The sequence below is a fragment of the Nonomuraea sp. NPDC049695 genome, from assembly GCF_040674955.1.
Lineage (GTDB): Bacteria > Actinomycetota > Actinomycetes > Streptosporangiales > Streptosporangiaceae > Nonomuraea > Nonomuraea helvata.
In genome coordinates, this window is the sequence record NZ_JBFANV010000004.1 from 191,961 (window position 1) to 214,286 (window position 22,326).

Annotated in this window: 22 protein-coding genes; 6 read left to right on the forward strand and 16 right to left on the reverse strand. The window is 69.5% G+C overall.

Annotated elements, in window-relative coordinates; genetic code table 11:
* Position 1 precedes the first annotated feature (1 nt).
* From AB0J64_RS05735 to AB0J64_RS05765, 7 genes are all read right to left on the reverse strand, one after another.
* Positions 2–1,153 (reverse strand): Gfo/Idh/MocA family oxidoreductase, encoded by a 1,152-nt coding sequence (locus tag AB0J64_RS05735; protein WP_364021197.1) that lies wholly within the window; start codon positions 1,151–1,153, stop codon positions 2–4.
* Between the two features lie 11 nt (positions 1,154–1,164).
* Entirely contained in the window at positions 1,165–2,211 is a 1,047-nt protein-coding gene (locus tag AB0J64_RS05740; RefSeq protein WP_364021200.1) for an ABC transporter substrate-binding protein, read from the reverse strand.
* Positions 2,208–3,206, reverse strand: coding sequence for an ABC transporter permease (locus tag AB0J64_RS05745; protein WP_364021203.1), 999 nt, complete (start codon positions 3,204–3,206; stop codon positions 2,208–2,210). The genes AB0J64_RS05740 and AB0J64_RS05745 overlap by 4 nt, the downstream gene beginning before the upstream one ends.
* Positions 3,206–4,690, reverse strand: coding sequence for a sugar ABC transporter ATP-binding protein (locus tag AB0J64_RS05750; RefSeq protein WP_364021206.1), 1,485 nt, complete (start codon positions 4,688–4,690; stop codon positions 3,206–3,208). Before AB0J64_RS05750 ends, AB0J64_RS05745 begins: the two co-directional genes overlap by 1 nt.
* Before the next feature lie 14 nt (positions 4,691–4,704).
* Positions 4,705–5,862, reverse strand: coding sequence for an ROK family transcriptional regulator (locus tag AB0J64_RS05755; protein ID WP_364021209.1), 1,158 nt, complete (start codon positions 5,860–5,862; stop codon positions 4,705–4,707).
* A 174-nt stretch (positions 5,863–6,036) separates the two neighbouring features.
* Entirely contained in the window at positions 6,037–6,909 is an 873-nt protein-coding gene (locus AB0J64_RS05760; protein WP_364021212.1) for an SDR family oxidoreductase, read from the reverse strand.
* Positions 6,910–6,960: 51 nt separating this feature from the next.
* Positions 6,961–8,019, reverse strand: a complete 1,059-nt coding sequence (locus AB0J64_RS05765) for an MBL fold metallo-hydrolase (RefSeq protein WP_364021215.1) — start codon at positions 8,017–8,019, stop codon at positions 6,961–6,963.
* 45 nt (positions 8,020–8,064) lie between these two features.
* On the opposite strand from AB0J64_RS05765, the gene AB0J64_RS05770 reads away from it, so the two are divergent.
* Entirely contained in the window at positions 8,065–8,910 is an 846-nt protein-coding gene (locus AB0J64_RS05770; RefSeq protein ID WP_364021217.1) for a glutathione S-transferase C-terminal domain-containing protein, read from the forward strand.
* Here AB0J64_RS05770 and AB0J64_RS05775 read toward each other — a convergent pair.
* Both AB0J64_RS05775 and AB0J64_RS05780 read right to left on the reverse strand, forming a co-directional pair.
* On the reverse strand, positions 8,858–10,141 hold the full coding sequence (locus AB0J64_RS05775) for an MFS transporter (RefSeq protein ID WP_364021219.1): 1,284 nt from the start codon (positions 10,139–10,141) through the stop codon (positions 8,858–8,860). The two genes, AB0J64_RS05770 and AB0J64_RS05775, sit on opposite strands and share 53 nt — an antisense overlap.
* Entirely contained in the window at positions 10,138–10,704 is a 567-nt protein-coding gene (locus tag AB0J64_RS05780) for a helix-turn-helix domain-containing protein (RefSeq protein ID WP_364021221.1), read from the reverse strand. The genes AB0J64_RS05775 and AB0J64_RS05780 overlap by 4 nt, the downstream gene beginning before the upstream one ends.
* 75 nt (positions 10,705–10,779) lie before the next feature.
* On the opposite strand from AB0J64_RS05780, the gene AB0J64_RS05785 reads away from it, so the two are divergent.
* The 5 genes from AB0J64_RS05785 to AB0J64_RS05805 all read left to right on the forward strand — a co-directional run bounded on the left by AB0J64_RS05785 (position 10,780) and on the right by AB0J64_RS05805 (position 17,162).
* Positions 10,780–11,424: a phenylalanine--tRNA ligase beta subunit-related protein gene (locus AB0J64_RS05785; RefSeq protein ID WP_364021223.1), complete on the forward strand. Its 645-nt coding sequence runs from the start codon at positions 10,780–10,782 to the stop codon at positions 11,422–11,424.
* 204 nt (positions 11,425–11,628) lie between these two features.
* A complete protein-coding gene (locus AB0J64_RS05790; RefSeq protein WP_364021225.1) occupies positions 11,629–15,270 on the forward strand; it encodes a multifunctional oxoglutarate decarboxylase/oxoglutarate dehydrogenase thiamine pyrophosphate-binding subunit/dihydrolipoyllysine-residue succinyltransferase subunit in 3,642 nt (1,213 codons plus the stop codon).
* Between the two features lie 71 nt (positions 15,271–15,341).
* Positions 15,342–15,521: a DUF6104 family protein gene (locus AB0J64_RS05795; RefSeq protein WP_357602224.1), complete on the forward strand. Its 180-nt coding sequence runs from the start codon at positions 15,342–15,344 to the stop codon at positions 15,519–15,521.
* Positions 15,522–15,621: 100 nt separating this feature from the next.
* Entirely contained in the window at positions 15,622–16,425 is an 804-nt protein-coding gene (locus AB0J64_RS05800) for a DUF4097 family beta strand repeat-containing protein (RefSeq protein ID WP_364021227.1), read from the forward strand.
* Positions 16,422–17,162: a PadR family transcriptional regulator gene (locus AB0J64_RS05805; RefSeq protein WP_364021229.1), complete on the forward strand. Its 741-nt coding sequence runs from the start codon at positions 16,422–16,424 to the stop codon at positions 17,160–17,162. Before AB0J64_RS05800 ends, AB0J64_RS05805 begins: the two co-directional genes overlap by 4 nt.
* Positions 17,163–17,207: 45 nt before the next feature.
* Here AB0J64_RS05805 and AB0J64_RS05810 read toward each other — a convergent pair whose 3' ends face one another.
* The 7 genes from AB0J64_RS05810 to AB0J64_RS05840 form a co-directional block, all read right to left on the reverse strand.
* Complete coding sequence (locus tag AB0J64_RS05810) at positions 17,208–18,068, reverse strand: oxygenase MpaB family protein (protein WP_364021232.1); 861 nt, start codon at positions 18,066–18,068, stop codon at positions 17,208–17,210.
* A 77-nt stretch (positions 18,069–18,145) separates the two neighbouring features.
* On the reverse strand, positions 18,146–19,102 hold the full coding sequence (locus AB0J64_RS05815; protein ID WP_364021235.1) for a zinc-binding dehydrogenase: 957 nt from the start codon (positions 19,100–19,102) through the stop codon (positions 18,146–18,148).
* A gap of 29 nt (positions 19,103–19,131) precedes the next feature.
* Positions 19,132–20,019, reverse strand: a complete 888-nt coding sequence (locus AB0J64_RS05820; protein WP_364021238.1) for a hypothetical protein — start codon at positions 20,017–20,019, stop codon at positions 19,132–19,134.
* Between the two features lie 47 nt (positions 20,020–20,066).
* Positions 20,067–20,495, reverse strand: coding sequence for a type II toxin-antitoxin system VapC family toxin (locus AB0J64_RS05825; RefSeq protein WP_364021241.1), 429 nt, complete (start codon positions 20,493–20,495; stop codon positions 20,067–20,069).
* On the reverse strand, positions 20,482–20,775 hold the full coding sequence (locus AB0J64_RS05830) for a DUF6364 family protein (RefSeq protein WP_364021244.1): 294 nt from the start codon (positions 20,773–20,775) through the stop codon (positions 20,482–20,484). Before AB0J64_RS05830 ends, AB0J64_RS05825 begins: the two co-directional genes overlap by 14 nt.
* A gap of 82 nt (positions 20,776–20,857) precedes the next feature.
* Positions 20,858–21,178: a hypothetical protein gene (locus AB0J64_RS05835; protein ID WP_364021247.1), complete on the reverse strand. Its 321-nt coding sequence runs from the start codon at positions 21,176–21,178 to the stop codon at positions 20,858–20,860.
* A 30-nt stretch (positions 21,179–21,208) separates the two neighbouring features.
* The gene (locus AB0J64_RS05840; protein WP_364021250.1) at positions 21,209–22,294 is read right to left on the reverse strand and encodes an acetyl-CoA synthetase; all 1,086 of its coding nucleotides are present in this window, start codon (positions 22,292–22,294) and stop codon (positions 21,209–21,211) included.
* Between the last annotated feature and the right edge of the window lie 32 nt (positions 22,295–22,326).

Genomic DNA, 22,326 nt, shown 5'->3' on the forward strand with positions numbered 1-22,326 from the left:
GTCAGTCCTCCACGTTCGTGTAGCGGCTGCCCTCAGCCGCGCTCTGCTCGACCGCCTCCAGCACCCGCTGCACCCGCAGCCCGTCCGCGAACGACGGCGACGGCTCGGCCCCGGTGGCGACCGCCTCCAGGAAGTCCTTGATCTCGTGGGTGAAGGTGTGCTCGTAGCCGAGCCCGTGCCCGGGCGGCCACCAGGCGCCCACGTACGGGTGCTCGGGCTCGGTGACCAGGATCCGCTCGAAACCGCCGCCTCCGGAGCTGAACCAGAGCTCGTTCATGGCCTCGAAGTCGAACGCCAGGCTGCCGAGCGAGCCGTTGATCTCGATGCGCATCGCGTTCTTGCGCCCGTTGGCGAAGCGGGTGGCCTCGAACGAGGCCAGCGCGCCGCCCGACAGCCGGCCGATGAACAGGGCGGCGTCGTCCACGGTGACCTGCCCCATGGACTCCGCCCGCGAGGCGCCCAGTCCCGCGGACTCCGCGGCCAGCGGGCGTTCCTTGATGAACGTCTCCGTCAGCGCCGAGACGCCCACGATGTTCTGCCCGGTGATGAACTGCGCCGCGTCCACGATGTGCGCGCCGATGTCGCCCAGCGCGCCCGACCCGGCCTTGTCCTTCTGCAGCCGCCAGACCAGCGGGAACTCCGGGTCGACGATCCAATCCTGCAGGTACGCCGCCCGCACGTGCCTGATCTCGCCGAGCCGGCCCTCCTCGACGAACCGGCGGGCGAGCGCGATCGCGGGCACCCGCCGGTAGTTGAACGCCACCATGCTCCTGCCCGTCGCGGAGGCCGCGGCCCGGACCATGGCCTCGGCCTCCTCGACGGTGTTGGCCAGCGGCTTCTCGCAGATCACGTGCTTGCCCGCCTGCAGCGCGGCGATGGCGATCTCGGCGTGCGAGTCGCCGGGCGTGCAGATGTCGACGATCTGCACGTCGTCACGCTTGATCAGCTCTCTCCAGTCGGTCTCGACATCGGCCCAGCCGAGCTGCGCCGCGGCGGCCTCGGTGCGCTCCTTCGACCGGCCGGCGATCACCGCCATGCGCGGCGTCAGCGGAAGGTCGAAGAAGGCTCCCACGCTCCGCCAGGCCTGGGAGTGAACGCGGCCCATGAAGGCGTAGCCGATCATGCCTACGCCGATGGTGGTCTTGTCTGACATGCAATCCCCGATCAGGATTCGAAGCCGAGCGCCAGGTACTTCTCGACGTTGTCCTTGGTGATGGTCTCGGATGCGAGCGTGATCGACTGCGGAACCTGGTTCTCCACCAGATCACTCATGCCCTTCCCCTGTGCTATCAGACGCGCGAGTTTGATCGCCGAGGAGGCCATCGTTGGGCTGTAGGTGACCGTGGCCTTGAGCACCGACGTGCCCGACTGGATCTCCTTCATCGCGTTCAGCGACCCGGCGCCGCCGACCATGATGAACTCGTTCCTGTTCGCCTCCTTGATGGCGGCGAGCACGCCGATGCCCTGGTCGTCGTCGTGGTTCCACATGGCGTCGATCTTCTTGTGCGCCTGGAGCAGCGAGGTGGCCACCTGGTTGCCGGTCTCGACGGTGAACTTGGCGTCCTGCTTGGCCGCCACGCTGAACCCGTACGTCTTCAGCGCGTCCGCGAACCCCTTGCTGCGGTCCTGCGTCAACGGCAGCGTGGCGATGCCCTGGATCTCGACGATGACCGGGTTGGCCACGCCCTTGTCCTTGAGCTGCTTGCCGATGTAGTGCCCGGCCGCGACGCCCATGCCGTAGTTGTCGCCGCCGATCCAGGTCCGGTACGCCAGCTTGTCGGGGAAGACGCGGTCGAGGTTGATGACCGGGATCCCCGCCTGGGTCGCCTGCAGCGCGACCTGGTTCAGCTGCTGGCCGTCGTTGGGCAGGATGACCAGCGCGTTCACCTTGGCGGCGATGAGCGACTCGACCGCCGAGATCTGCTGGTTGATGTCGTTGGTGGGTTCGACGGGCTTGAAGTCGACGTCGGAGTACTGCTTCGCGGCACTCTCGGCGTTCTTGGCGATGGCCGCGATCCAGCCGTGGTCGGCGGCGGGCGCGGAGAAGCCGATCGTGACCTTCTGGCCGGCCTCGTCGTTGCCGCTCGCGGCGGGGGCGGGAGCGGCGGCCGCGCTGGAGGGCGCCGCCGCGGGCTCGTTGCTGGTGCAGCCGGCCGCTAAGAGTACGGCCCCGCCGACGAGGAATCCCCTGCGCGCGACGTTCTCACTCATGGTGCTCTCTCCTTCAGGTTCCGCCGCTGGAGAAGGACGGCGACGACGATGATCAGGCCCTTGGCGATGAGCTGGTCGCTGGTGTTGAGCCCGTTGAGAATGAAGAGGTTCGTGATGAGGGTGAAGATCAGCAGGCCCAGGATCGAGCCCACGATCGTGCCCCGGCCCCCGGTCAGCAGCGTGCCGCCGATGATGACGGCGGCGATGGCGTCGAGTTCGTACAGGTCGCCGTGGGTGGACGAGCCCGTCGTCGTACGCGCCATGATCAGGATGGCGGCGATGCCGCAGCACAGTCCCGACAGGGCGTACAGCAGCATCGTGTGCTTGCGTACGTCGATCCCGGCGAGCCTGGCCGCCTCGGGGTTGCCCCCGACCGCGTACGTCCGCCGCCCGAACGTCGTGCGGTTGAGCACGATCCACCCGAGCACCACGACCAGGGCGAAGATGTAGACCAGCAGCGGGATGCCGAGCACCCGGGTGGTCGACAGGTCCACGAGGGCGGCGTTGTCCGCCTGGATGAGCTGCGTCTTGCGGTCGGACATGCGCTGCGCCAGCCCGCGGGCGGCGACGAGCATGGCCAGCGTCGCGATGAACGGCACCAGCCGCCCGTAGGCGATGAGTAACCCGTTGACCAGCCCCGCCCCCGTGCCGACCAGGATGGCGCAGATCGCCATCACCACCGGTCCGTACGACTGCGTGGCGAGCGTCGTCGCCCAGACCGAGGCCAGCGCCATGACCGCGCCCACCGACAGGTCGATGCCCCCGCCGATGATGACGAACGTGGCCCCGACCGTGATCACGCCGATCGTGGCGGCCAGGGAGAGAATGCTGACCAGGTTGGAGGCGGTGGCGAAGTTCTCGGGTCTGGTGATCAGGCCGACCACGACCAGCAGCGCCAGGGCCGCCAGCAGCCCGAGATGCCGCATCTCGCCGAGCCCGCCGAAGCCGCGCGAGGACCGGGGCGCGGCCATCACCTCTGTTGTGGGCTCGCTCATCAGGCCGCCCTCCCATTCATGATCATGTCGAGTACGCGGTGTTCGTCCAGCTCGGCGGCGTCGCCCTCGTGGATGACCGTGCCCTCGCGTAACACCAGCACCCGGTCGGCGAGACCGAGCACCTCGGGGACCTCGCTGGAGACCAGCAGCACGCCGATGCCGCGCTCGGCGAGGTCGCGGATCACCGCGTACAGCTCGGCCCTGGCGCCCACGTCCACGCCCCTGGTCGGCTCGTCGAGCAGGAGGAGTTTGCGGCCGCCGAGCAGCCAGCGGGCGAGCACGGCCTTCTGCTGGTTGCCGCCGGAGAGCGTCCTGATCGGGCGTTCGGGGTCGGGTGGCCGGATGTCCAGCATTTCCGACAGGCGCTTGGCCTCGCTCCGCTCACGTTTGCGGTCGATCCAGCCGAACCTGGCGAACCCCGGCAGGCTGCCCAGCGTGATGTTGGCGGTGACGCTCTGGTCGAGGAGCAGGGCCTGGGCCTTGCGCTCCTCCGGGGCCAGGCCCATGCCGCGCCTGACGGTGCCGACGACGCTCCGGCGTACGGGCTGCCCGTCGAGCAGGACGCGTCCCGAGGAGGGGCGGGCGCCGTACACGGCCTCGAGAATCTCCGAGCGCCCCGAGCCGACGAGCCCGGCCAGCCCGACGATCTCGCCCGCACGCACGGAGAACGAGACGCCGGAGAAGACGCCCGGCGAGGACAGGTTCTCGGCCCTGAGCACCTCCTCGCCCAGCGAGCGCTCGGCGCGGGGCGGGAAGACGTACTCGACGTTCCTGCCCGTCATGAGGGAGACGATCTCCGCCGTCGGGGTGTCGCGCGCGGGCAGGCCGACGGCGACCGTGCGGCCGTCCTTGAGCACGGTGACCCGGTCACCGATCTCGCGGATCTCCTCCAGGCGGTGTGAGATGTAGACGACGGCCACGCCCTGGGCGGTGAGCTCGCGGATGATGCGGAAGAGGTTCGCGACCTCGTCGTGGGCGAGAGCGGCGGACGGCTCGTCCATGATGATCAGGCGGGCGTCGTGCGAGAGCGCCCTCGCCATCGACACGACCTGCTTGGCCGCCGGCGACAGCCGCCCCACCTCGGCCGACGGGCGGATCTCCGGGTGGCCCAGCCGCTCGAGCACCTCGCGGGCCGCGCGCCTGGCGGCCGCCCTGTTCACGAAGCCGAAGCGGGCGTGCTCGTGGCCGAGGAAGATGTTCTCGGCCACGCTGAGCCCGTCGACGAGGTCGAGCTCCTGGTAGATGGTGGCGAAGCCGAGCCTGATGGCGTCTATGGGGCTGCTCGGGCGCACTTCCCGCTCGTTGAACGAGATCGTGCCCTCGTCCGGCTGGTGGACCCCGGCCAGCACCTTGATCAGGGTGGACTTGCCGGCGCCGTTCTGGCCGAGCAGGCAGTGCACCTCGCCCGCCTGTACGTCCAGGTCGACCCCGTCCAGCGCGCGCACGCCGGGGAACTGCTTGACGATGCCCTTCATGACCAGCATCGGGAGTGTCCCTTTCAGGCGTTGACGATGCGGTTGATGTTGTCCGGTGAGAGGTAGTGCTCGATGGCGAGGATCCCCGCCCCGAGCGCGGCCGCGTTGATGCCCGCCTGGCTCGGCGTGATCGACAGGTGGTGCGTGGCCAGCGGGAGCGATCTGCGGTAGACCGTCTCCCTGATCCCGGCCAGCAGGTGTTCGTGCACCCTCGACAGCGCGCCGCCGACGACGATGACCTCGGGGTTGAAGAAGTTGACCAAGCTGGCCAGCACCTCGCCGATGTGCCGGCCGGCCTCTCTGACCAGCCGCAGCGCCTGGGTGTTGCCCGCCTGTACGAACGCCACGACGTCGGCTCCCGACTCGGCCGGGAGGCCCAGCTCGGTCAGCCGCCGCGCGATGGCGGCCCCGCCGGCCACCGCCTCCAGGCAGGCGCTGTTGCCGCAGCGGCAGCCCGCGTCCTCGTGGCCGCTGACCCGGATGTGGCCGATGTCGCCGGCCGAGCCCTGGGCGCCCCTGTGCAGCTTGCCCTGGGCCACGATGCCGCAGCCGATGCCCGTGCCGACCTTGACGAACAGCAGGTGGTTGATGTCCGGGAACGAGTGGCGGTGCTCGCCCAGCGCCATGACGTTGACGTCGTTGTCGACCAGCACCGACACGCCGTCGAAGTACTCCGGGACGGGGTAGTCGTTCCAGCCCGGCATGATCGGCGGGTTGTTCGGCCGCCCGGTGGCGAACTCCACCGGCCCCGGCACCCCGATGCCCATCGCGCGCAGCGCGGAGCGCGGCCGGCCCACCTCGCCCAGCAGCCGGTCCAGCCGCCGGTCCACGTGTGCGAGCACCTTCTCCGGACCCTCGCCGATCAGCAGCGCGTCCTCGCACTCGGCCAGCACGTCGCCCGAGATGTCCATCAGCGCGACCCGGCAGTGGGTGGCGCCCAGGTCGACACCCGCGAACGCGTGCTCCTCGGTGTGCAGGCGCAGCTGCCGCGGGGGCCGCCCTCCGGTGGACTCGCCGCTCTCGATCTCCTCGACCAGACCGCGCTCGATCAGCGCGTCCACGCGCTGGGAGATCGTTGACCTGGCCAGGCCGGTGAGCCTCGCGAGATCGGAACGGGTCGTCGCCGAGCCTGCGCTGATCAGCGTCAGGACATCGCCGGCGGAGCCCGGCTGGGGGGTCATGTGGCGACAATAAGATCACCGATGCGGCAAATCAAGAGCAGGAATCGACCAAACTCCCCTGACTTTCGCCGATGATCGAACAAAGACTGATTTGTCAGGCTCTTCGCCGCTCTGGACAGCAGAAGTCCCCGCCACCGGGGTGCCGAACCCGGCGGCGGGGACCACCTGGAGGAGTTAGAGCATCGCCTTCATCGAGTCGGCGGCCGTGAGGACGTAGGGCTGCTCGGCCATGATCGCCTCCCAGTTGCCCGCGACGGCCTCCGGCGTGATCTCGTCGGCCTTCCAGCCGGGTCCCTCGGCCACGAACACCCGCGCCACCCGGCCGCCGCCGACGCTGAACACCTCGCCGCTCGCCTCGCACGTCTCGTGCACGAGGTACGCCACCAGCGCGCTCACCCGCTCGGGCGTGAACTTGGCCTCGAACTCGGCCGGCAGCAGCGACTCCGTCATCCGGGTCCAGGCGATCGGCGCGATGGCGTTGGCCATGATCCCGTTGCGGGCGCCCTCGATGGCGAGCGTCTTGGTCAGGCCCACGAGCCCCATCTTGGCGGTGGAGTAGTTGGCCTGGCCGAAGTTGCCGAACAGGCCGGCCGGGCTGGAGGTGTTGACGATGCGGCCGTAGCCGGCCGCCTTCATCAGCGGGTAGGCGGCCTGGCTGACCAGGTACGAGCCGCGTACGTGCACGGCCAGCACCCCGTCGAAGTCCTCGGCCGTCATCTTGCCGAACGACTTGTCCCGCAGGATGCCCGCGTTGTTGACGACGATGTCCACCTTGCCGAACGCGTCGACGGCGGCCTGCACGATGGCCCTGGCGCCCTCCGGCGTGGCGACGTTGTCGGCGTTGGCCACGGCCTGGCCGCCGTTCTTCGTGATGAGCTCGACCACGTCGGCGGCGGGCCCGGCCGAGGCGCCCGTGCCGTCGAGCGCGCCGCCGAGGTCGTTGACGACCACCTTGGCGCCCCGCTCGGCCAGCAGGAGCGCATGCGACCTGCCGAGACCGTGCCCGGCCCCCGTGATGATCGCGACCCTGTCATCGAACCGAAGCATCGAACCTCCCACGCAGGAGAACAACATTCTGTTACTAGTACGATAGTCGCGTCACGGCAAACGCCACAGATCCGGCTCGCCGGGCTCCCTGCGCACCCGCCCCTTGGCCGCCAGCCACACCAGATGGGCCAGGGTCTCGTTGTTGGCCGAGCGCCGCATGAACGGCGGGATCGTCTCCCACGGCCGCGCCCAGGTCAGGCGGGTGGCCGCGTCCCAGCACGTGACGCCGTCGTGTGAGCCCACGACCTGCTCGATCTCCGCCAGCCGCGCGTCGTGATGCGCCATCACGTGGTCCACCCGCTCGGCCAGCTCCAGGAACCGGTACTCGTGCGCCGGCAGCACCTCCTCCGCCTCCAGCTTGCGTACGGCGGCCAGCGAGTCGAGGTAGTCGGCCAGCGGGTTCGGCGCCGACTGGGGATGGACGGCCACGATCGGCGTGATCTTCGCCAGCACGTGGTCGCCGGAGAGCAGCAGCCTGCGCGAGGGCGAGAAGAAGCACAGGTGGCCCGGCGAGTGTCCGGGCGTCCAGACGGCCCGCAGGTCCCAGCCGGGCAGGCCGAGCTCGTCGCCGTCCTCGACCAGGCGGTCGGGCCTGGCCATCGAGACCACGTGCCTGATCATCATGGAGGCGCCGGCCAGCTCGTCCAGCGTCAGCGGCGGCACCCCGCAGCGGGCGAGCAGCGCGCGCTCCCGCTCGACGAGGGAGTCGATGACCTCGTCGTCGTAGCGCTCCCGGATCAGGCGCGCGTCGGCCGGGTGCAGGGCGATCCAGGCGCCCGACATCTCGCGGACGCGCCCCGCCAGGCCGTAGTGGTCGGGGTGGATGTGGGTGACGAGCACGCCCTTGACGTCGGTGATCGCGTATCCGGCCACGCCGAGGCCCGCGACGAGCGCGTCGTACGCCTCGTCGGTGTTCCAGCCGGCGTCGACGATCGCCACTCCGTCGGGCAGCTCGAGGGCATAGACCAGCACGTACCGGAGGGGATTGACGGGGATCGGCACGGGGATGGACCACAGCCCCGGGCGTACCTGCTCGACCTCGGGGATCGCCCCGCTCACCCACGCCTCCCGCTGCGCCTGGCTAGCGGGAGTCACCACAAATTTCGCCACAATCCCGAATATAGTTCTGTATCAGAAACATGTTCTACTGGGGTCATGAAGCTGAGCGGCGAGACCTCCCGTGATGGCCGCTTCCAACGGCAGCCGAACCGTTTCACCGACCGCCTCGACTCCCCCGAGCCGGGCCGCTACCGCCTCTACGCCTCCTATGCCTGCCCGTGGGCGCAGCGCGTGCTGATCGTCAGAAAGCTGCTGGGCCTGGAGGACCTGCTCGACGTCACGATCGTCGACCCCATCCGGGACGAGAAGGGCTGGCGCATCCCGGACGGCGACCCGGAGTACCTGTCGGAGCTCTACCACGCGAGCGACCCCGGCTACACGGGCCGCTACACCGTTCCCTGCGTGTGGGACACCCAGGACAAACGGATCGTCACCAACGACTTCCCGCAGATCACGCTCGATCTGGAAATGTCATGGGGAACCTCCCCCAACCTCTATCCGGAACGCCTGCGGCCCGACATCGACATCATGAACGACCGCCTGTACCACGGCCTCAACAACGCGGTCTACGAGGCGGGCTTCGCCCGTGACCAGCAGGCGTACGAGGAGGCGGTGGCCCGGGTCTTCAGCACGCTCGACTTCCTCGAGGTACGCCTGGCCGAGTCGGAGTACCTCTTCGACACCCTCACCGACAGCGACGTGCGCCTCTACACGACCCTGGCGAGGTTCGACGCCGTCTACCACTCGCACTTCAAGTGCTCGGTCCGGCGGCTGATCGACTATCCGGCGCTGTGGGCGTACGCGCGGAGGCTGTACGCGATCCCGGCCTTCCGGGAAACCACCGTCTTCGACCAGATCAAGCGTCATTACTACATCACCCAGACCAACATCAACCCGACAAGGATCGTGCCTGTGGGACCGGAGATCGACTGGAGCCTGTAGGCGCGGGCATCCGCACGAACAGCAGGGCCGAGGCCAGCATCACCAGCGCGGCGACGGTCCAGGCGGCGGCCGGGCCCGCCTGGGAGGCCAGGGCCCCCAGCGTGACGTTGGCCACGATCCCGCCGGACTGCAGGGACAGCGAGCTGGTCGAGGTGACGGTGGTGCGCTCGGCGGCACTGACCGCGTTGTGGGTCATCTCCAGGCAGAGCAGGCTCCCCACGGAGAGTCCGACGAACAGCGTCACGTACGCCGCTCCGGCGCTCACCAGCCCGGCCGTGCCGCCCAGCCCCGACGTGGCGGCCAGCCAGCCCACGGAGAGCGCCGCCACCACCGCCCCTGCGATCGCGCCCCTGGCCGAACCACCGGCCAGCCGCGCCACGCGCGGCGCCAGGGCGCTGCCCGCCGCGCTGCCGGCGAACCCGAGCGCCGCGACCACGGCGTAGGCCAGGCTGCCGCGCTCGGCCGTGCCCGCCAGCTCGGCCAGACGTCCCGGGGTGAGCAGCTCGATGCTCATCAGCAGCACGCCCGAGCTCGCCGCCGCCGCCATCAGGCGGCGCAGCACCGGACCTCCAGCCGCCAGCCGGATGCCCGACACGACCGTGGCGGGCACCTCGCGCAGCACGCCCGCGAGCGACCTGCGCGCATGCGGGGGCTCGGGCATCGCGAACACCACCACGACCAGCAGCACGGCCGCCGCCACCGCGCCCAGCAGGGGCGGCGCGGCCAGCGGGAACATCAGCGAGGGCGGCACCAGCAGCGGGACGGCGCCGCCCGCCAGCACGCCCACGCACAGCGCCACCGACTCCATCGCGCCGCCCCTCGCCAGGCCCGGCTTGAGATCGGCGTCGCGGCCCTCGATGTCGTGGAGCGTGTCGACGTACCAGGAGGTGGCGGGGCCGCTGGACAACGCTCTGGCGACACCCTTGAACACGCCGCTCACCAGGAACATCCAGAATGTCGTGGACACACTGATCAGTGCGAGCGCCGCCACGGTGCACGCGGCGGAGGCGGCCAGCACCATCCGCCGCCCGATGACGTCCGCCAGGCCGCCCGTGGGCAGTTCCAGGCCGACGGTGACGATTGAGAACACCGTCACCGACAGCCCCACCTCGGCCAGGCTGAGCCCTCTCGCGGTCATCAGCAGCACCATGGTGGCCACCATGAGCCCCATGGGCAGCCAGGTCAGGAAACTGACGAGCATGTAGCGGCGTAACGCCGAGCGTGCGGTCACAGCTCCTCCTGCGTCGATCTGGGTACGGCGCCGTGCCAGGCGCTGACCTGCCTGGCCTCGGGATCGCCGGCGTACTTGGCGGCAAGGTCGTACAGCAGTTCCTTGGCCTTCTGGTTGAACTCGCGCAGCGCGGCAGGCGGCAGCGAGACGATGTGGTCGCTCATCCCCGCCGTGTCCACCCAGTCGCGGGACCACTCGGCGACGTCGAACTCCTCCAGCATTCGCCGGACCATCTCGGCCTGTCGCAGGTGGATGATCCGCACCGCCTCGCGGCCCTCGGCGGTGGCGGACAGCTCGACGGCGTCCCACGAGGTGTAGCGGTGGCAGGGTCGCCAGCGCCGCTCGCGCCCGTCGCGCCGCTCGGGATCCTCCTCGATGAAGCCGAACTTGAACAGCTCGCGCAGGTGATAGCTGGTCGAGCCGGAGCTCTCGCCGACCTTGCGCGCGAGCTCGCTCGCCGTCGCGGGGCCGTCGGTGCGCAGCAGGCCGAGCAGGCGCACCCGGAGCGGGTGGGCGACCGCCTTGAGCACCTGCGGATCACTGATCTTGTACTGCTCCTCCATGTGGCTCACGATAGACCGCAAAGACAATTTTGCAAAGGGAATTTTGCGGCTTCCCCCGCTCACTAGACTGTGGGGATGCTTGACGACATCTGGGTGGACGACTCCGTCTTCGCGCTGCGCCCCGACTTCGCGGTGCTGATCGTGACCGCGCACGGCCTGCGCAACGGGCCCACGGACGACCGGTCCCGGGCGTGGCTGGCAGCGGCCTCCGAGGTGGAGGTGCAGTCGGACAAGATCGACGCCTGGAAGGACGCGTACCGCGCCTTCGGGGCCAAGCCGCAGCGGACGCGGCCCTCGGTCGACGCGCTCACCCGCAGGATGCCGCTGCCGGAGATCAACCGGGTGGTGGACGCGTACAACTCGATCAGCGTGAAGCACGCGCTGCCGATCGGCGGAGAAGACCTCGACCGCTACGTCGGGCCGGCCCGCCTGGTGCGGGCGACCGGCGACGAGGCGTCCGAGGAGGCGCTCGGCACGCCCGAGCCGGGCGAGGTGATCTGGCGCGACGACGTCGGGGTCACCTGCCGCAGGTGGAACTGGCGCCAGGTGGTGCGCACGAGGCTCACCGAGGAGACCACCAACGCGATCTTCCTGCTCGAACGCCTCGAGCCGATGTCGCTGGAGGAGCTCAAGCAGGCGGGAGAGGAGCTGGCGGACCTTCTGTCCGAGTTGTCCCCTGAGGCGCGGATTGCTAGCAGGCTGCTGTCCAGCGGGAAATAAACCTCACGTAGTGGTGTTGATACCAAAGAGTAATAATTGCGGCACCACCTGGACTGACTAGGGAGGCGTGACGTCTTTGCTCTGTCCTGAGAGGATCGTGCGAGGCGCCACAGCCTCTTCGGCGCGCGCTGCCGGTCCGGGCGAGTAGCCTTGGACAGGTTCTCTAACATCAACGCCGATCTGCGGAAGAGGGCGATTTCCGCCGTGTCGTCTGAGTCGTCGCGGACAAACCCGCTGGCAAGCTTTGGTCAGAACGAGTGGCTTGTCGACGAGCTGTACCAGAAGTACCTCCAAGATCCCGAGTCTGTCGACAAGGCCTGGTGGAACTTCTTCGCTGACTACAACCCTGATTACGGACCGGGCCGAACGGCACCGGGTAGGGAGGCGGCGAACGGCACTGTGACCGCTCCCGCTCCCCCGCAGGCGCCGCCAAAGGCGCCGCCTGCGGCCGAGAAGCCGAAGCAGCCCGCTGCCCCGGTGCCCAAGGGCGCCGAGGAGGTCAAGCTGCGCGGTGCCGCTGCGCGCACGGCCGCCAACATGGACCTGTCGCTGTCGGTCCCGACGGCGACCAGCGTGCGCGCGATTCCGGCCAAGCTGCTGATCGACAACCGCATCGTGATCAACAATCACCTCAAGCGGGGCCGCGGCGGCAAGGTGTCCTTCACGCACCTGATCGGCTATGCGATCGTCAAGGCCCTCAGGGCCATGCCGGAGATGAATCACTCCTACGCGGAGATCGACGGCAAGCCGACGCTGATCAAGCCCGAGCACGTCGGGTTCGGCCTGGCGATCGACGTACAGAAGAGCAACGGTGAGCGCCAGCTCCTCGTGCCCTCGATCAAGGGCGCGGACGAGATGGACTTCCGGCAGTTCTGGATGGCGTACGAGGAGGTCGTACGCAAGGCGCGCGCCGGCAAGCTGGGCGTCGACGACTTCTCCGGCACCACGATCTCGCTGACCAACCCCGGCACGATCGGCACCGTCCACTCCGTGCCACGCCTGATGCCCGGCCAGGGCACCATCATCGGCGTCGGAGCGATGGAATACCCGGCCGAATACCAGGGAGCCTCGCCGGACACGCTCTCGCGCCTGGCCGTTTCCAAGGTCATGACGCTGACCAGCACCTACGACCACCGGATCATCCAGGGCGCCCAGTCGGGTGACTTCCTGCGCCAGATCCACCGGCTGCTGCTGGGCGAGGACGGCTTCTACGACGAGATCTTCGAGGCGCTGCGGATCCCGTACGAGCCGGTCCGCTGGGTCCAGGACGTCTCGGCCTCCCACGACGACGACGTGTCCAAGTCCGCGCGCGTGATCGAGCTGATCCACGCCTACCGCGTGCGCGGCCACCTGATGGCCGAGACCGACCCGCTGGAGTACAAGCAGCGCAAGCACCCCGACCTCGACATCCAGTCCCACGGTCTGACGCTGTGGGACCTGGAGCGCGAGTTCGCCACGGGCGGTTTCGGCGGCCGTCCGCTGATGAAGCTCCGCGAGATCCTCGGCGTGCTGCGCGACTCCTACTGCCGCACGGTCGGCATCGAGTACATGCACATCCAGAACCCCGAGGAGCGGGCCTGGATCCAGGCGCGGGTGGAGAAGCCGCACAAGTCGCCCGAGCGCGACGAGCAGCTCAACATCCTGTCCCGGCTCAACACCGCCGAGGCGTTCGAGACGTTCCTGCAGACGAAGTTCGTCGGCCAGAAGCGCTTCTCCCTGGAGGGCGGCGAGTCCCTGATCCCGCTGCTCGACTCGGTGATCAGTGACGCCGCCGACGAGGACCTCGACGAGGTCGTCATCGGCATGGCCCACCGCGGCCGGCTCAACGTGCTGGCCAACATCGTGGGCAAGTCGTACGCGCAGATCTTCGGCGAGTTCGAGGGCAACATCGACCCGCGCACGGCGCACGGCTCCGGCGACGTGAAGTACCACCTCGGCGCGACGGGTGAGTTCACCGCGCCGAGCGGCAAGACCATCACCGCCTCCGTGGTCGCCAACCCCTCCCACCTGGAGGCGGTCGACCCGGTGCTCGAGGGCGTCGTCCGCGCCAAGCAGGACCTCCTGGAGCGCGGCGAGGAGGGCTTCACCGTCCTGCCCGTCCTCATCCACGGTGACGCGGCCTTCGCCGGCCAGGGCGTCGTGGCCGAGACGCTCAACCTGTCGCAGCTGCGCGGCTACCGCACCGGCGGCACCGTGCATGTGGTGGTCAACAACCAGGTCGGCTTCACGACCTCGCCCGCCTCGTCCCGCTCGTCGGTCTACGCGACCGACGTGGCGCGGATGATCCAGGCGCCGATCTTCCACGTCAACGGCGACGACCCCGAGGCCGTGGTGCGCGTGGGCCAGCTCGCCTACGAATACCGCCAGGCGTTCCGCAAGGACGTCGTCATCGACCTCATCTGCTACCGCCGCCGCGGCCACAACGAGGGCGACAACCCCGCCTTCACCCAGCCGCTGATGTACGACCTGATCGACGCCAAGCGCTCGACCCGCAAGCTCTACACCGAGGCGCTGATCGGCCGGGGCGACATCACGGTCGAGGAGGCCGAGCAGGCGCTCCGCGACTACCAGGCCAAGCTGGAGCAGGCGTTCACCGAGACCCGCGAGGCGGTGAAGAAGCCGGCCGAGGCGGCCGCCATGCGGGTGCCGCCGACCGAGGTCGTCAAGTGGTCGCACGACGAGACGCCGACCGCGATCACCGACGAGACGCTCAAGCGCATCGTCGACACCCAGCTCAACCTGCCCGAGGGCTTCACGCCGCACCCGCGCCTGGCGCCGGTGCTGCAGCGCCGCGGCCAGATGGTCGAGACGGACACGATCGACTGGGCGATGGGCGAGACGCTGGCCTTCGGCTCGCTGCTCATCGACGGCCACCCGGTCCGCCTGGTGGGCCAGGACTCGCGCCGCGGCACGTTCACGCAGCGCCACGCCGTCCTGGTCGACCGGATGACCGGTGCCGACCACACGCCGCTCAAGACCTTCAACGAGGGCACCACAAAGTTCTACGTCTACGACTCGCTGCTGAGCGAGTTCGCGGCGCTCGGCTTCGAGTACGGCTACAGCGTCGTCCGCCCGGACGCCCTGGTCGCCTGGGAGGCGCAGTTCGGCGACTTCGTCAACGGCGCCCAGACGATCATCGACGAGTTCATCTCGTCGGGCGAGCAGAAGTGGGGCCAGAAGTCCTCGGTCGTGCTGCTGCTGCCGCACGGTTTCGAGGGCCAGGGCCCCGACCACTCCTCGGCCCGCATCGAGCGGTTCCTGCAGGTCTGCGCGCTCGACAACATGACGGTCGCGCAGCCCTCGACCCCGGCCAACTACTTCCACCTGCTGCGCTGGCAGGTGGAGTCGGAGCGGCACAAGCCGATGGTGGTCTTCACGCCCAAGTCGCTGCTGCGCCACAAGGCGGCCACGTCCAAGGCGTCCGACTTCACCACGGGCACCTTCCAGCCGGTCCTCGGCGACACGACGGTGGACCCGGCCAAGGTGACCAGGGTCGTGCTCACGTCCGGCAAGCTCTACTACGACCTGGCCGCGGAGCGGGACAAGCGGGGCAGCGACAACGTCGCGATCGTCCGGCTGGAGCGTCTCTACCCGTTCCCGGGTGAGGAGCTGGCCGCCGAGCTGTCGCGCTACGGGGCGCAGGTGGAGCTGGCCTGGGCGCAGGACGAGCCGGCCAACATGGGGCCGTGGCCGTACCTCACGCTGAAGCTGGCGGAGGACCCGCAGACGCTGGGCGGCCGCCCGGTCCGCCGCATCTCGCGCCGGCCCAACAGCTCGCCCGCGACGGGGTCGCACAACACGCACGACACCGAGCTCGAGGAGATCCTCCACGAGGTCTTCGGCTGAGCCAGCGCACCACAGTGAGCCCCCGGCCCCGGCTGGGGGCTCACTGCCGTTTGAGGGAGGAATGGAGAGAGATGTACTTCACGGATCGGGGGATCGAGGAGCTCGTCGAGCGGCGGGGCGAGGAGGAGGTCAGCCTGCTCTGGCTCGGTGAGCGGTTGCGCGAGTTCGTCGACCTCAACCCGGAGTTCGAGATCCCGGTCGAGCGGCTGGCCACCTGGCTGGCGCGGCTGGACGACGACGACGAGGACTGAACCCCCGCTTTGACGAACAAACGCGATACATCTTGAGATTTCATCAAACGCGACATATCGTGTCTGGTGTAGGGATGTGCAGCCAGAAGGGCGGGGGATCATGCAACAGTGGACGATCGACGCACCGGAACACCTGACGTTCGGTCCAGTGAAGTCGCTCAACGTCCGCATCGTCGCCGGTCGGCTGGACGTGCTCGCCAGCGACGGCCCGTCCACGGTGGAGGTGGCCGAGATCGATTCGGCGTCCCCGCTGCTGGTGACGTACGACGAGGACACCGGAACGCTTTCGGTCGCCTACAAGGACCTCACCTGGGACGGCCTGCTCGGCTGGCTGCGGCGCGACCGGCGCAGGACGGTCCTGACGATCGCCGTGCCCAAGGACTGCACCGTCAACGCCGGGGTGGTCTCCGCTCCTGCCGTGGTCGCCGGTTTCGAGAAGACGACGCAGGTCAGGGGCGTGTCTGGAGAGATCGTGCTCGACGGCCTCAGCGGCGACGTGCACGCCACGACCGTCTCGGGCCCCGTGGAGACGCGGGCCCTGGACGGCGACCTCGCGTTCAAGAGCGTCTCGGGCGACCTGACCGTGGCCCACGGCACCCCGCGCAGGCTGCAGGCGAACACCGTGTCCGGCCGGATCACGGCCGACCTCGCGCTGCGGCCGACGGGCTACGTGACACTCCACAGCGTCTCCGGTGACATCCTGGTCAGGCTGCCGGAGAACGTGGAGGCGGACGTGAGCGTGAGGTCCACCTCCGGCAGGCTGGTCAGCACGTTCGACCAACTGTTCAACACGAACGGTCCCGGCACCAAGCAGATGTCGGGCCGGCTGGGCGGCGGCATGGCGTCGCTGTCGGCGATCACGGTCTCCGGCGAGGTCGCGCTGCTCAAGGGGGAGAAGGAATGAGCCCTGTCTTCGGTCACGGCCGGCTCCGGCTGTACCTGCTCAAGCTGCTGGAGGAGAGCCCGCGTCACGGCTACGAGGTCATCAGGCTGCTCCAGGACCGTTTCCTCGGCGTCTACTCGCCCTCCCCCGGCACGATCTACCCGCGCCTCGCCCGCCTGGAGGAAGAGGGCCTGGTGACGCATGAGGTGGTCGAGGGCAAGAAGGTCTTCTCGATCACCGACAAGGGCCGCGAGGAGCTGAACGCCCGGCTCGACGAGCTCGACGACCTCGAGCAGGAGATCTCCGCCTCGGTACGCGACATCGCCCGCGAGGTCAAGGAGGACGTCCGCGACACGGTCAGGTCGCTGCGCGACGAGCTGACGCGGATGGCCAAGGACGTCCGCACGGGGACTGCGGAGGACTCCCGGCGGTTCGGGGACAAGCAGAAAGAGGACTTCAAGCGGCTCAAGGAGCAGCAGAAGCGGCAGTGGATGGAGAACGCCTACCACTGGCAGGACGAGGGCGAGCGGCTCAGCAGGGAGTGGCGCCGGATCTGGTCCGAGGTCTGGTCCACGCTCGGGGGCGCGCCCAAGAGCCGCGCCGACCTCGACGCGGAGCTGGGCGAGCTGCTGGCCGACTTCATCGGCCAGGCCCGCCAGGAGGCCTCCCAGGCCCGGCTGACGCCGGAGATGCTGGCTGAGCTGCGTACGGCGCTCGACGACGCGAGCCGCCGCATCCGCGACATCCTCGAACACTGACCCTCGCCCGAGCGCACAGACATTCCGGTACGGAACGCCTTGGCCCTATGCCGAGTGCCGGAGCTGCCGCTCCAGCCGGCGCGAGCTCCGTTCGGCCTTGCGGGCGTGGTAGGCGATCGGCATGTACCGCAGGCGTTCGGGCAGGCGCGGCGTCAGCACGGCCACGGCGTGCCCGAGCTGCCGTAGCCGCCGCTCGTCCCGTGCCGTCCACCGCAGCCCCAGCTTCCGCCGTACGGAGGGCGGCAAGGTGCCCACCGTCACGAAGTGGTTGAACTCCCCCGATCCAACCCCGACCGGCGTCCACAGCCGGCGCAGCGGTCTCGGCAGCCCGGGCGGCGCCGGTGTGCCACGCAGGACCGAGAGCACGTCGAGCGCGGTCGGGTGAGGCTCCAGCGTGTCGGCCACCATCGCGTCGAAGTAGCGCCAGAACGCCTCCAGGTCGCGGGGCATCTCGCGCTCCGGCACCCGCAGGATCGCGCCGAGGTGCCGCGACTCGTCGTAGAGCCGCCGCTGCTGCTCGACGGTGAACGGGGTCCCGAAATAGCGCCGGAGCGTGATGAACCGCTCGAACAGCGACAGATGCACCCACGCCCACGCCTCGCCGTTCAGCGCGTGATAGGGCCTGCCGAGCTCGTCCACCCCGCTGATCGGCCTGTGCAGCTCTCTGAGCCGCCGGCCCTCGGCGGGGCCGTCCGCCCCGCCGTACACCCACTTCTGGATGGAGACGAGCGTGCGGGTGAGCCGCCCCCACGGGTCGTCCTTGTACGTGGAGTACTCCGCGACGGCCGCGCCGACGGCCGGGTGCATCGTCTGGATGACCAGCGCGCTGCCGGCGACGAGCAGATTGCGGTATTCGCCGGCGGTGTCCCAGTGCATCGAACCTGGGCCGAAGGGCTCGACCTCCATGATGACGGCCTCCCGGGTGAGACAGCTCCCCTCATGCTTGTATCACCCAGGAGCCACCAAAGTAACCCATTACTTATTCATACCGCAAAAACGACTTTTCCGAAGATCTCCCCTGCCGCCATGGCGGCGAACCCGGCACGCGCGTCCACCAGCGACAGCACCCGATCGACGACGGGCCGGACACCGGTCTGCTCCAGGAAGATCGCCAGCCGCTGGAGCTGGTCCCGCGTGCCCATCGTGGAGCCGATGACGGACAGCTGCAGGAAGAAGACCCGGTTCAGGTCGGCGGGCGGGACCGCGCCGCTGGTGGCGCCGGAGACGACGATGCGCCCGCCGGGTTTGAGCGACTTGAGCGAGTGGTCCCAGGTGGCCTGCCCGACGGTCTCCATGACCGCGTCGACCCGTTCCGGCAGCCGCGCCCCCGGCTCGAACACCTGGTCCGCGCCGAGCTGCCGGGCACGTTCGCGCTTCTCCTCGGAACGGCTGGTCGCCCAGACCCGGTAGCCGCCGGCCCGGCCGAGCGCGATCAGCGCGGTGGCGACGCCACCGCCCGCACCCTGCACCAGCACGGTGGAGCCGGGCTGCAGCCCGGCCTTGTCGAACAGCATCCGGTACGCCGTCAGCCAGGCCGTGGGCAGGCAGGCGGCGTCCTCGAAGCTGAGCGCGGACGGCTTCGGCACGAGGTTCGCGCGCGGCACGGCCACCCGTTCGGCGAACGTGCCGTCGTGCACTTCGGACAGCAGCGTGCGCCGGGGGTCGAGGGTCTCGTCCGCGCCGGTGCCGATGACGGAGTGCACGATGACCTCGTTGCCGTCCTCGTCCACTCCCGCCGCGTCGCAGCCGAGCACGATCGGCAGCCGGTCCTGCCTGATGCCGACGCCTTTGAGCGTCCAGAGGTCGTGATGGTTGAGCGCGGCCGCCCGCACGGAGACGGTCGTCCATCCGTCCGGGACCTTCGGCTCCGGATGCTCGCCGAGCGTCAGCCCGGCGAGTGGGTTGTCGGGATCGGTCTGTGTGGCGGTTACGGCGAACATGGCCGCACCTTACTTCAGCACCCTCACCCTCACCCCGGACCGCCTCGCTTGAGCGTGACGCGGATCCCCTCGATCGCCTTCTTCCGGTACGACGGCGACCCCGCGACGGCAACCAGCACGTCACCTCGGCACACCGAGTCGGCAGACCGCCCTCTGAGGACCGCCGGCGCCGTGCCCCGTTTCCTGCAGTCGGGCGTGGGCACGAGCGCGACCATCTCCCCCGCGCCACCGCCGAACCAGAGCTGCGGGCCCGCCGGCTCCCCCTCCGCGATCTCCCCCGGCCTGGCGAGCCGCACGGGCTCCTCGGCCGACAGCACGAGGTAGCCGTCCTTCGTCACCCTCCCCTTGAGCCCTTTGGCGAGCGCCATCCGCTGGTCGAACGTCAGCCCCTGCCCCCGGTCGTACATCGCCAGCCGCCACCGCCCGAACGCGAACAGCAGCACCTGCCCGTAGTGCCCGCTCCCCGCCTGGCGCGGCCAGAGCGTGACGTTGGGCGTGTAGTTCCTGATCGGCTCGCCGCCCTTGGTGACTTCGAACTCACCGCTGTACGGGGCGGTGAACTGCCGGTATGACCCGTCGATCCAGAAGCCCTGGAAAGGCCGCGACCCCATCTCGTCGAGGCCCAGCTCGGCCGGGTAACGCACCTCGGCCCGCACCCCGTGCGGGAACACCACCTCGATGACCTCGTCACCACCCTTGGCCCTGGCAGGGACGCTCAGGATGTTGGGAGCGCCGCCGATCCTGGTGAGCGACCTGATGGGCGCGGGGGTGGGCGTCACCCGCGGCTGCGGCTCGGGATCCCGGCTGGTGATCAGACCGATGATCGGGATCAGCAAGAGCGCGAGCACCGCGGCCAGGCCGATCCACCGGCGGCGGCCTCGCTCGCCTTGCTCGATGACGTCGAACTGGTCAGCCACGACCGTTCCTCGCCGAGTAGTGAGGGCTCGCGCCCCTTCACCTCAGTTCAGTTGAGCGGCGACCTCCAGCGCAAGCCCTGGAACCGGGCGAAGTCCTTGTCGCAGGACACGAATTCGCAACCGTGCTCGATGGCCAGTGCGGCGAGGTAGACATCGGGGACGAGATTGCCGGTGGCGCCCGCCTGACGGCACAGCCGGGTGAAGATCTCCCAGTGCCTCCCCTCCGGCGCGACCACCGTCGCCTGCGGCTGGTTGCGATAGGTCTCGGCGAAGGTCAGAGCGCGCTCGAGGCCGTCGGGGTCCTTGTAGATACGCCGGTTGGTCACCATCCGGATGAAGCCGTTGACGACGAAGTCGCTCACGGCGTAGCTCGAGTCGCCGTTCACCATCTCCTCCATGAACGCATGGCAGCGATCGTGATCGGCGGACTCGTGCCGGAAGGCGTTGACGAGGACGTTGATGTCAGCGAGCAGCATTGCGCAGCTCCGGGAAACGCTCCTCGTCGTCGAGGTCCCACGCGATGTGCTCCAGCTTCTCGCCGGCGTCGAGCCGCTCCTGAACCCACGGCTGGAAGCCGGCCGTGCTGTCGGAAGTGATCAGCTCCACGCGGGGCCGCTCGGCGACCTCCGTGGACCGGTTGAGCAGTTGCCTCAAGGCATCCTCCATCACTGAGTTGAGACTGCGTCCGTTACGTGCCGCGTACGCCTTCGCCTCGTTGAGGAGCGTCTCGTCGATGCGCACAGTTGTCCTCCGCATGACATCCAGCGTCCGCCCGCGACATAAAAATGTCAACACCGGATAGTAGTCACGCGCTCACAGATTTGGCATCCACTTTAGGTCACCACGTAGCCACATTGACCTTCCCGTCGCTCACCAGGCGCACCTGCTGCCCCACCAGCTCCCGCGACTCCGCGTCCGCCAGCAGCCCGGCCTCCTCCACCACGGCATAAGCCCGCCCACCAGGCACCTCGGCCACGAGGACCCCCCTCTCGGCCACCCCGTCCCGCCCGTGCGCGACCGTGTACCCGGCCACCACCCCGTCCCCGTCGAAGGCGCCCACGAGAGGCACCTCCTTGGCCACGAACACCGGCGCCGCACTCCCCAGCCGACCGCCCGGCTCGCTGGACCACACCGCGTACGTGTGCTTCGTCAGATGCATCCCCACCCCGCTCACCAGCCCGTGCCCCGACTACGCGCGCAGCAGCCCCGCCATGGTCGCCGTCGAGTGCAGCACGTAGTCGCTGGCCGGCCCGCCCGCGTACGGCAGCCCGCCGGTGACCGTGAGCCCGCGCCGGTCCAGCGGATCGAGCCCGATCGCGTCGCACGCCTGCCGCAACGCGACCGCGAAGCAGCTGTAGACGTCGAGCGCGTCCATGTCGTCCAGCCCGAGCCCGGCCCGCCGGAAGGCGGCCTCGGCCACCTTCCCGATCGCCTCCGAGGCGCCGAGCGCGGGCCGCGCGGCCACCTCCCAGGTGTCCTCCCCGTACGCCCATCCGCGCAGGTACACGCGCCCCTCGGCAGGCACCCCGAGCCGGTCTGCCAGCTCACTGGCGGCCAGGACGACGGCCGCCGCCTGATCCACCTCGAGCACGGCCACCGTGTTCCTGGTGTAGGGCCAGCCGACGAACCGGTCGCCGTGCGCGAGCTCCTCGGGGGTGCGGACGGTCCTGCGCCAGGCGTACGGGTTCGCGGCGGCCACCTCGGTCATCGGCGCCATCATCCGGCCCCTGTCGCGCATCTCCTCCTCGACCGTGAGCCCGGACGCCGCCCGCCGCGCCGTCTCCATGATCGCGTAGGTGTGCACCGGCAGGAACAGCCCGTGCGCCAGCGCGGACGGGTGCGGCGGTCGTTCCCACCCGTAAGGGGGCTTGGGCACGGCGGGATGGCTCCACGGCACGTGCTCGCCCGCCTGCCTGTACGCCCTGCGCGTCGCCAGCGCCTCGGCCCCCGTGACCAGCGCGGAGTCGATGTCGCCCGCCGCGATCCTGGCCGCCGCCTCGCCGACGAGCAGTTGCGGAGCCGTACCGCCCACCTTGGAGTACGCCCGGTGACGCGGCGTGGCGCCGAGGCGCTCGGCGAGGCGGCCGACCGGGGAGTCGTACTGCCAGGAGTCGGTGTAGACGATCTGGATCGAGTCGAGCCGTTCGACGGGGAGCCGGGCGTCGTCGGCCGCCTCGCGAGCCGTCGACTCCCACAGATCGAGCGGTTCCGGGCCGGGCTGCTCGCGAACGGTGCGTTGCGCGATGCCGATGAGACAGGGGGTGCGTGGATCCATGAATCCAGTTAACCAGAACGCGATTCGGTTGG

Coding starts and splice junctions, on each gene's coding strand:
- AB0J64_RS05735 (WP_364021197.1), bottom strand. CDS start 1,153: ATGTCAGACAAGACCACCATCGGCGTAGGCATGATCGGCTACGCCTTC.
- AB0J64_RS05740 (WP_364021200.1), bottom strand. CDS start 2,211: ATGAGTGAGAACGTCGCGCGCAGGGGATTCCTCGTCGGCGGGGCCGTA.
- AB0J64_RS05745 (WP_364021203.1), bottom strand. CDS start 3,206: ATGAGCGAGCCCACAACAGAGGTGATGGCCGCGCCCCGGTCCTCGCGC.
- AB0J64_RS05750 (WP_364021206.1), bottom strand. CDS start 4,690: ATGCTGGTCATGAAGGGCATCGTCAAGCAGTTCCCCGGCGTGCGCGCG.
- AB0J64_RS05755 (WP_364021209.1), bottom strand. CDS start 5,862: ATGACCCCCCAGCCGGGCTCCGCCGGCGATGTCCTGACGCTGATCAGC.
- AB0J64_RS05760 (WP_364021212.1), bottom strand. CDS start 6,909: ATGCTTCGGTTCGATGACAGGGTCGCGATCATCACGGGGGCCGGGCAC.
- AB0J64_RS05770 (WP_364021217.1), top strand. CDS start 8,065: ATGAAGCTGAGCGGCGAGACCTCCCGTGATGGCCGCTTCCAACGGCAG.
- AB0J64_RS05780 (WP_364021221.1), bottom strand. CDS start 10,704: ATGGAGGAGCAGTACAAGATCAGTGATCCGCAGGTGCTCAAGGCGGTC.
- AB0J64_RS05785 (WP_364021223.1), top strand. CDS start 10,780: ATGCTTGACGACATCTGGGTGGACGACTCCGTCTTCGCGCTGCGCCCC.
- AB0J64_RS05795 (WP_357602224.1), top strand. CDS start 15,342: ATGTACTTCACGGATCGGGGGATCGAGGAGCTCGTCGAGCGGCGGGGC.
- AB0J64_RS05800 (WP_364021227.1), top strand. CDS start 15,622: ATGCAACAGTGGACGATCGACGCACCGGAACACCTGACGTTCGGTCCA.
- AB0J64_RS05805 (WP_364021229.1), top strand. CDS start 16,422: ATGAGCCCTGTCTTCGGTCACGGCCGGCTCCGGCTGTACCTGCTCAAG.
- AB0J64_RS05810 (WP_364021232.1), bottom strand. CDS start 18,068: ATGGAGGTCGAGCCCTTCGGCCCAGGTTCGATGCACTGGGACACCGCC.
- AB0J64_RS05815 (WP_364021235.1), bottom strand. CDS start 19,102: ATGTTCGCCGTAACCGCCACACAGACCGATCCCGACAACCCACTCGCC.
- AB0J64_RS05825 (WP_364021241.1), bottom strand. CDS start 20,495: ATGCTGCTCGCTGACATCAACGTCCTCGTCAACGCCTTCCGGCACGAG.
- AB0J64_RS05830 (WP_364021244.1), bottom strand. CDS start 20,775: ATGCGGAGGACAACTGTGCGCATCGACGAGACGCTCCTCAACGAGGCG.
- AB0J64_RS05835 (WP_364021247.1), bottom strand. CDS start 21,178: ATGCATCTGACGAAGCACACGTACGCGGTGTGGTCCAGCGAGCCGGGC.
- AB0J64_RS05840 (WP_364021250.1), bottom strand. CDS start 22,294: ATGGATCCACGCACCCCCTGTCTCATCGGCATCGCGCAACGCACCGTT.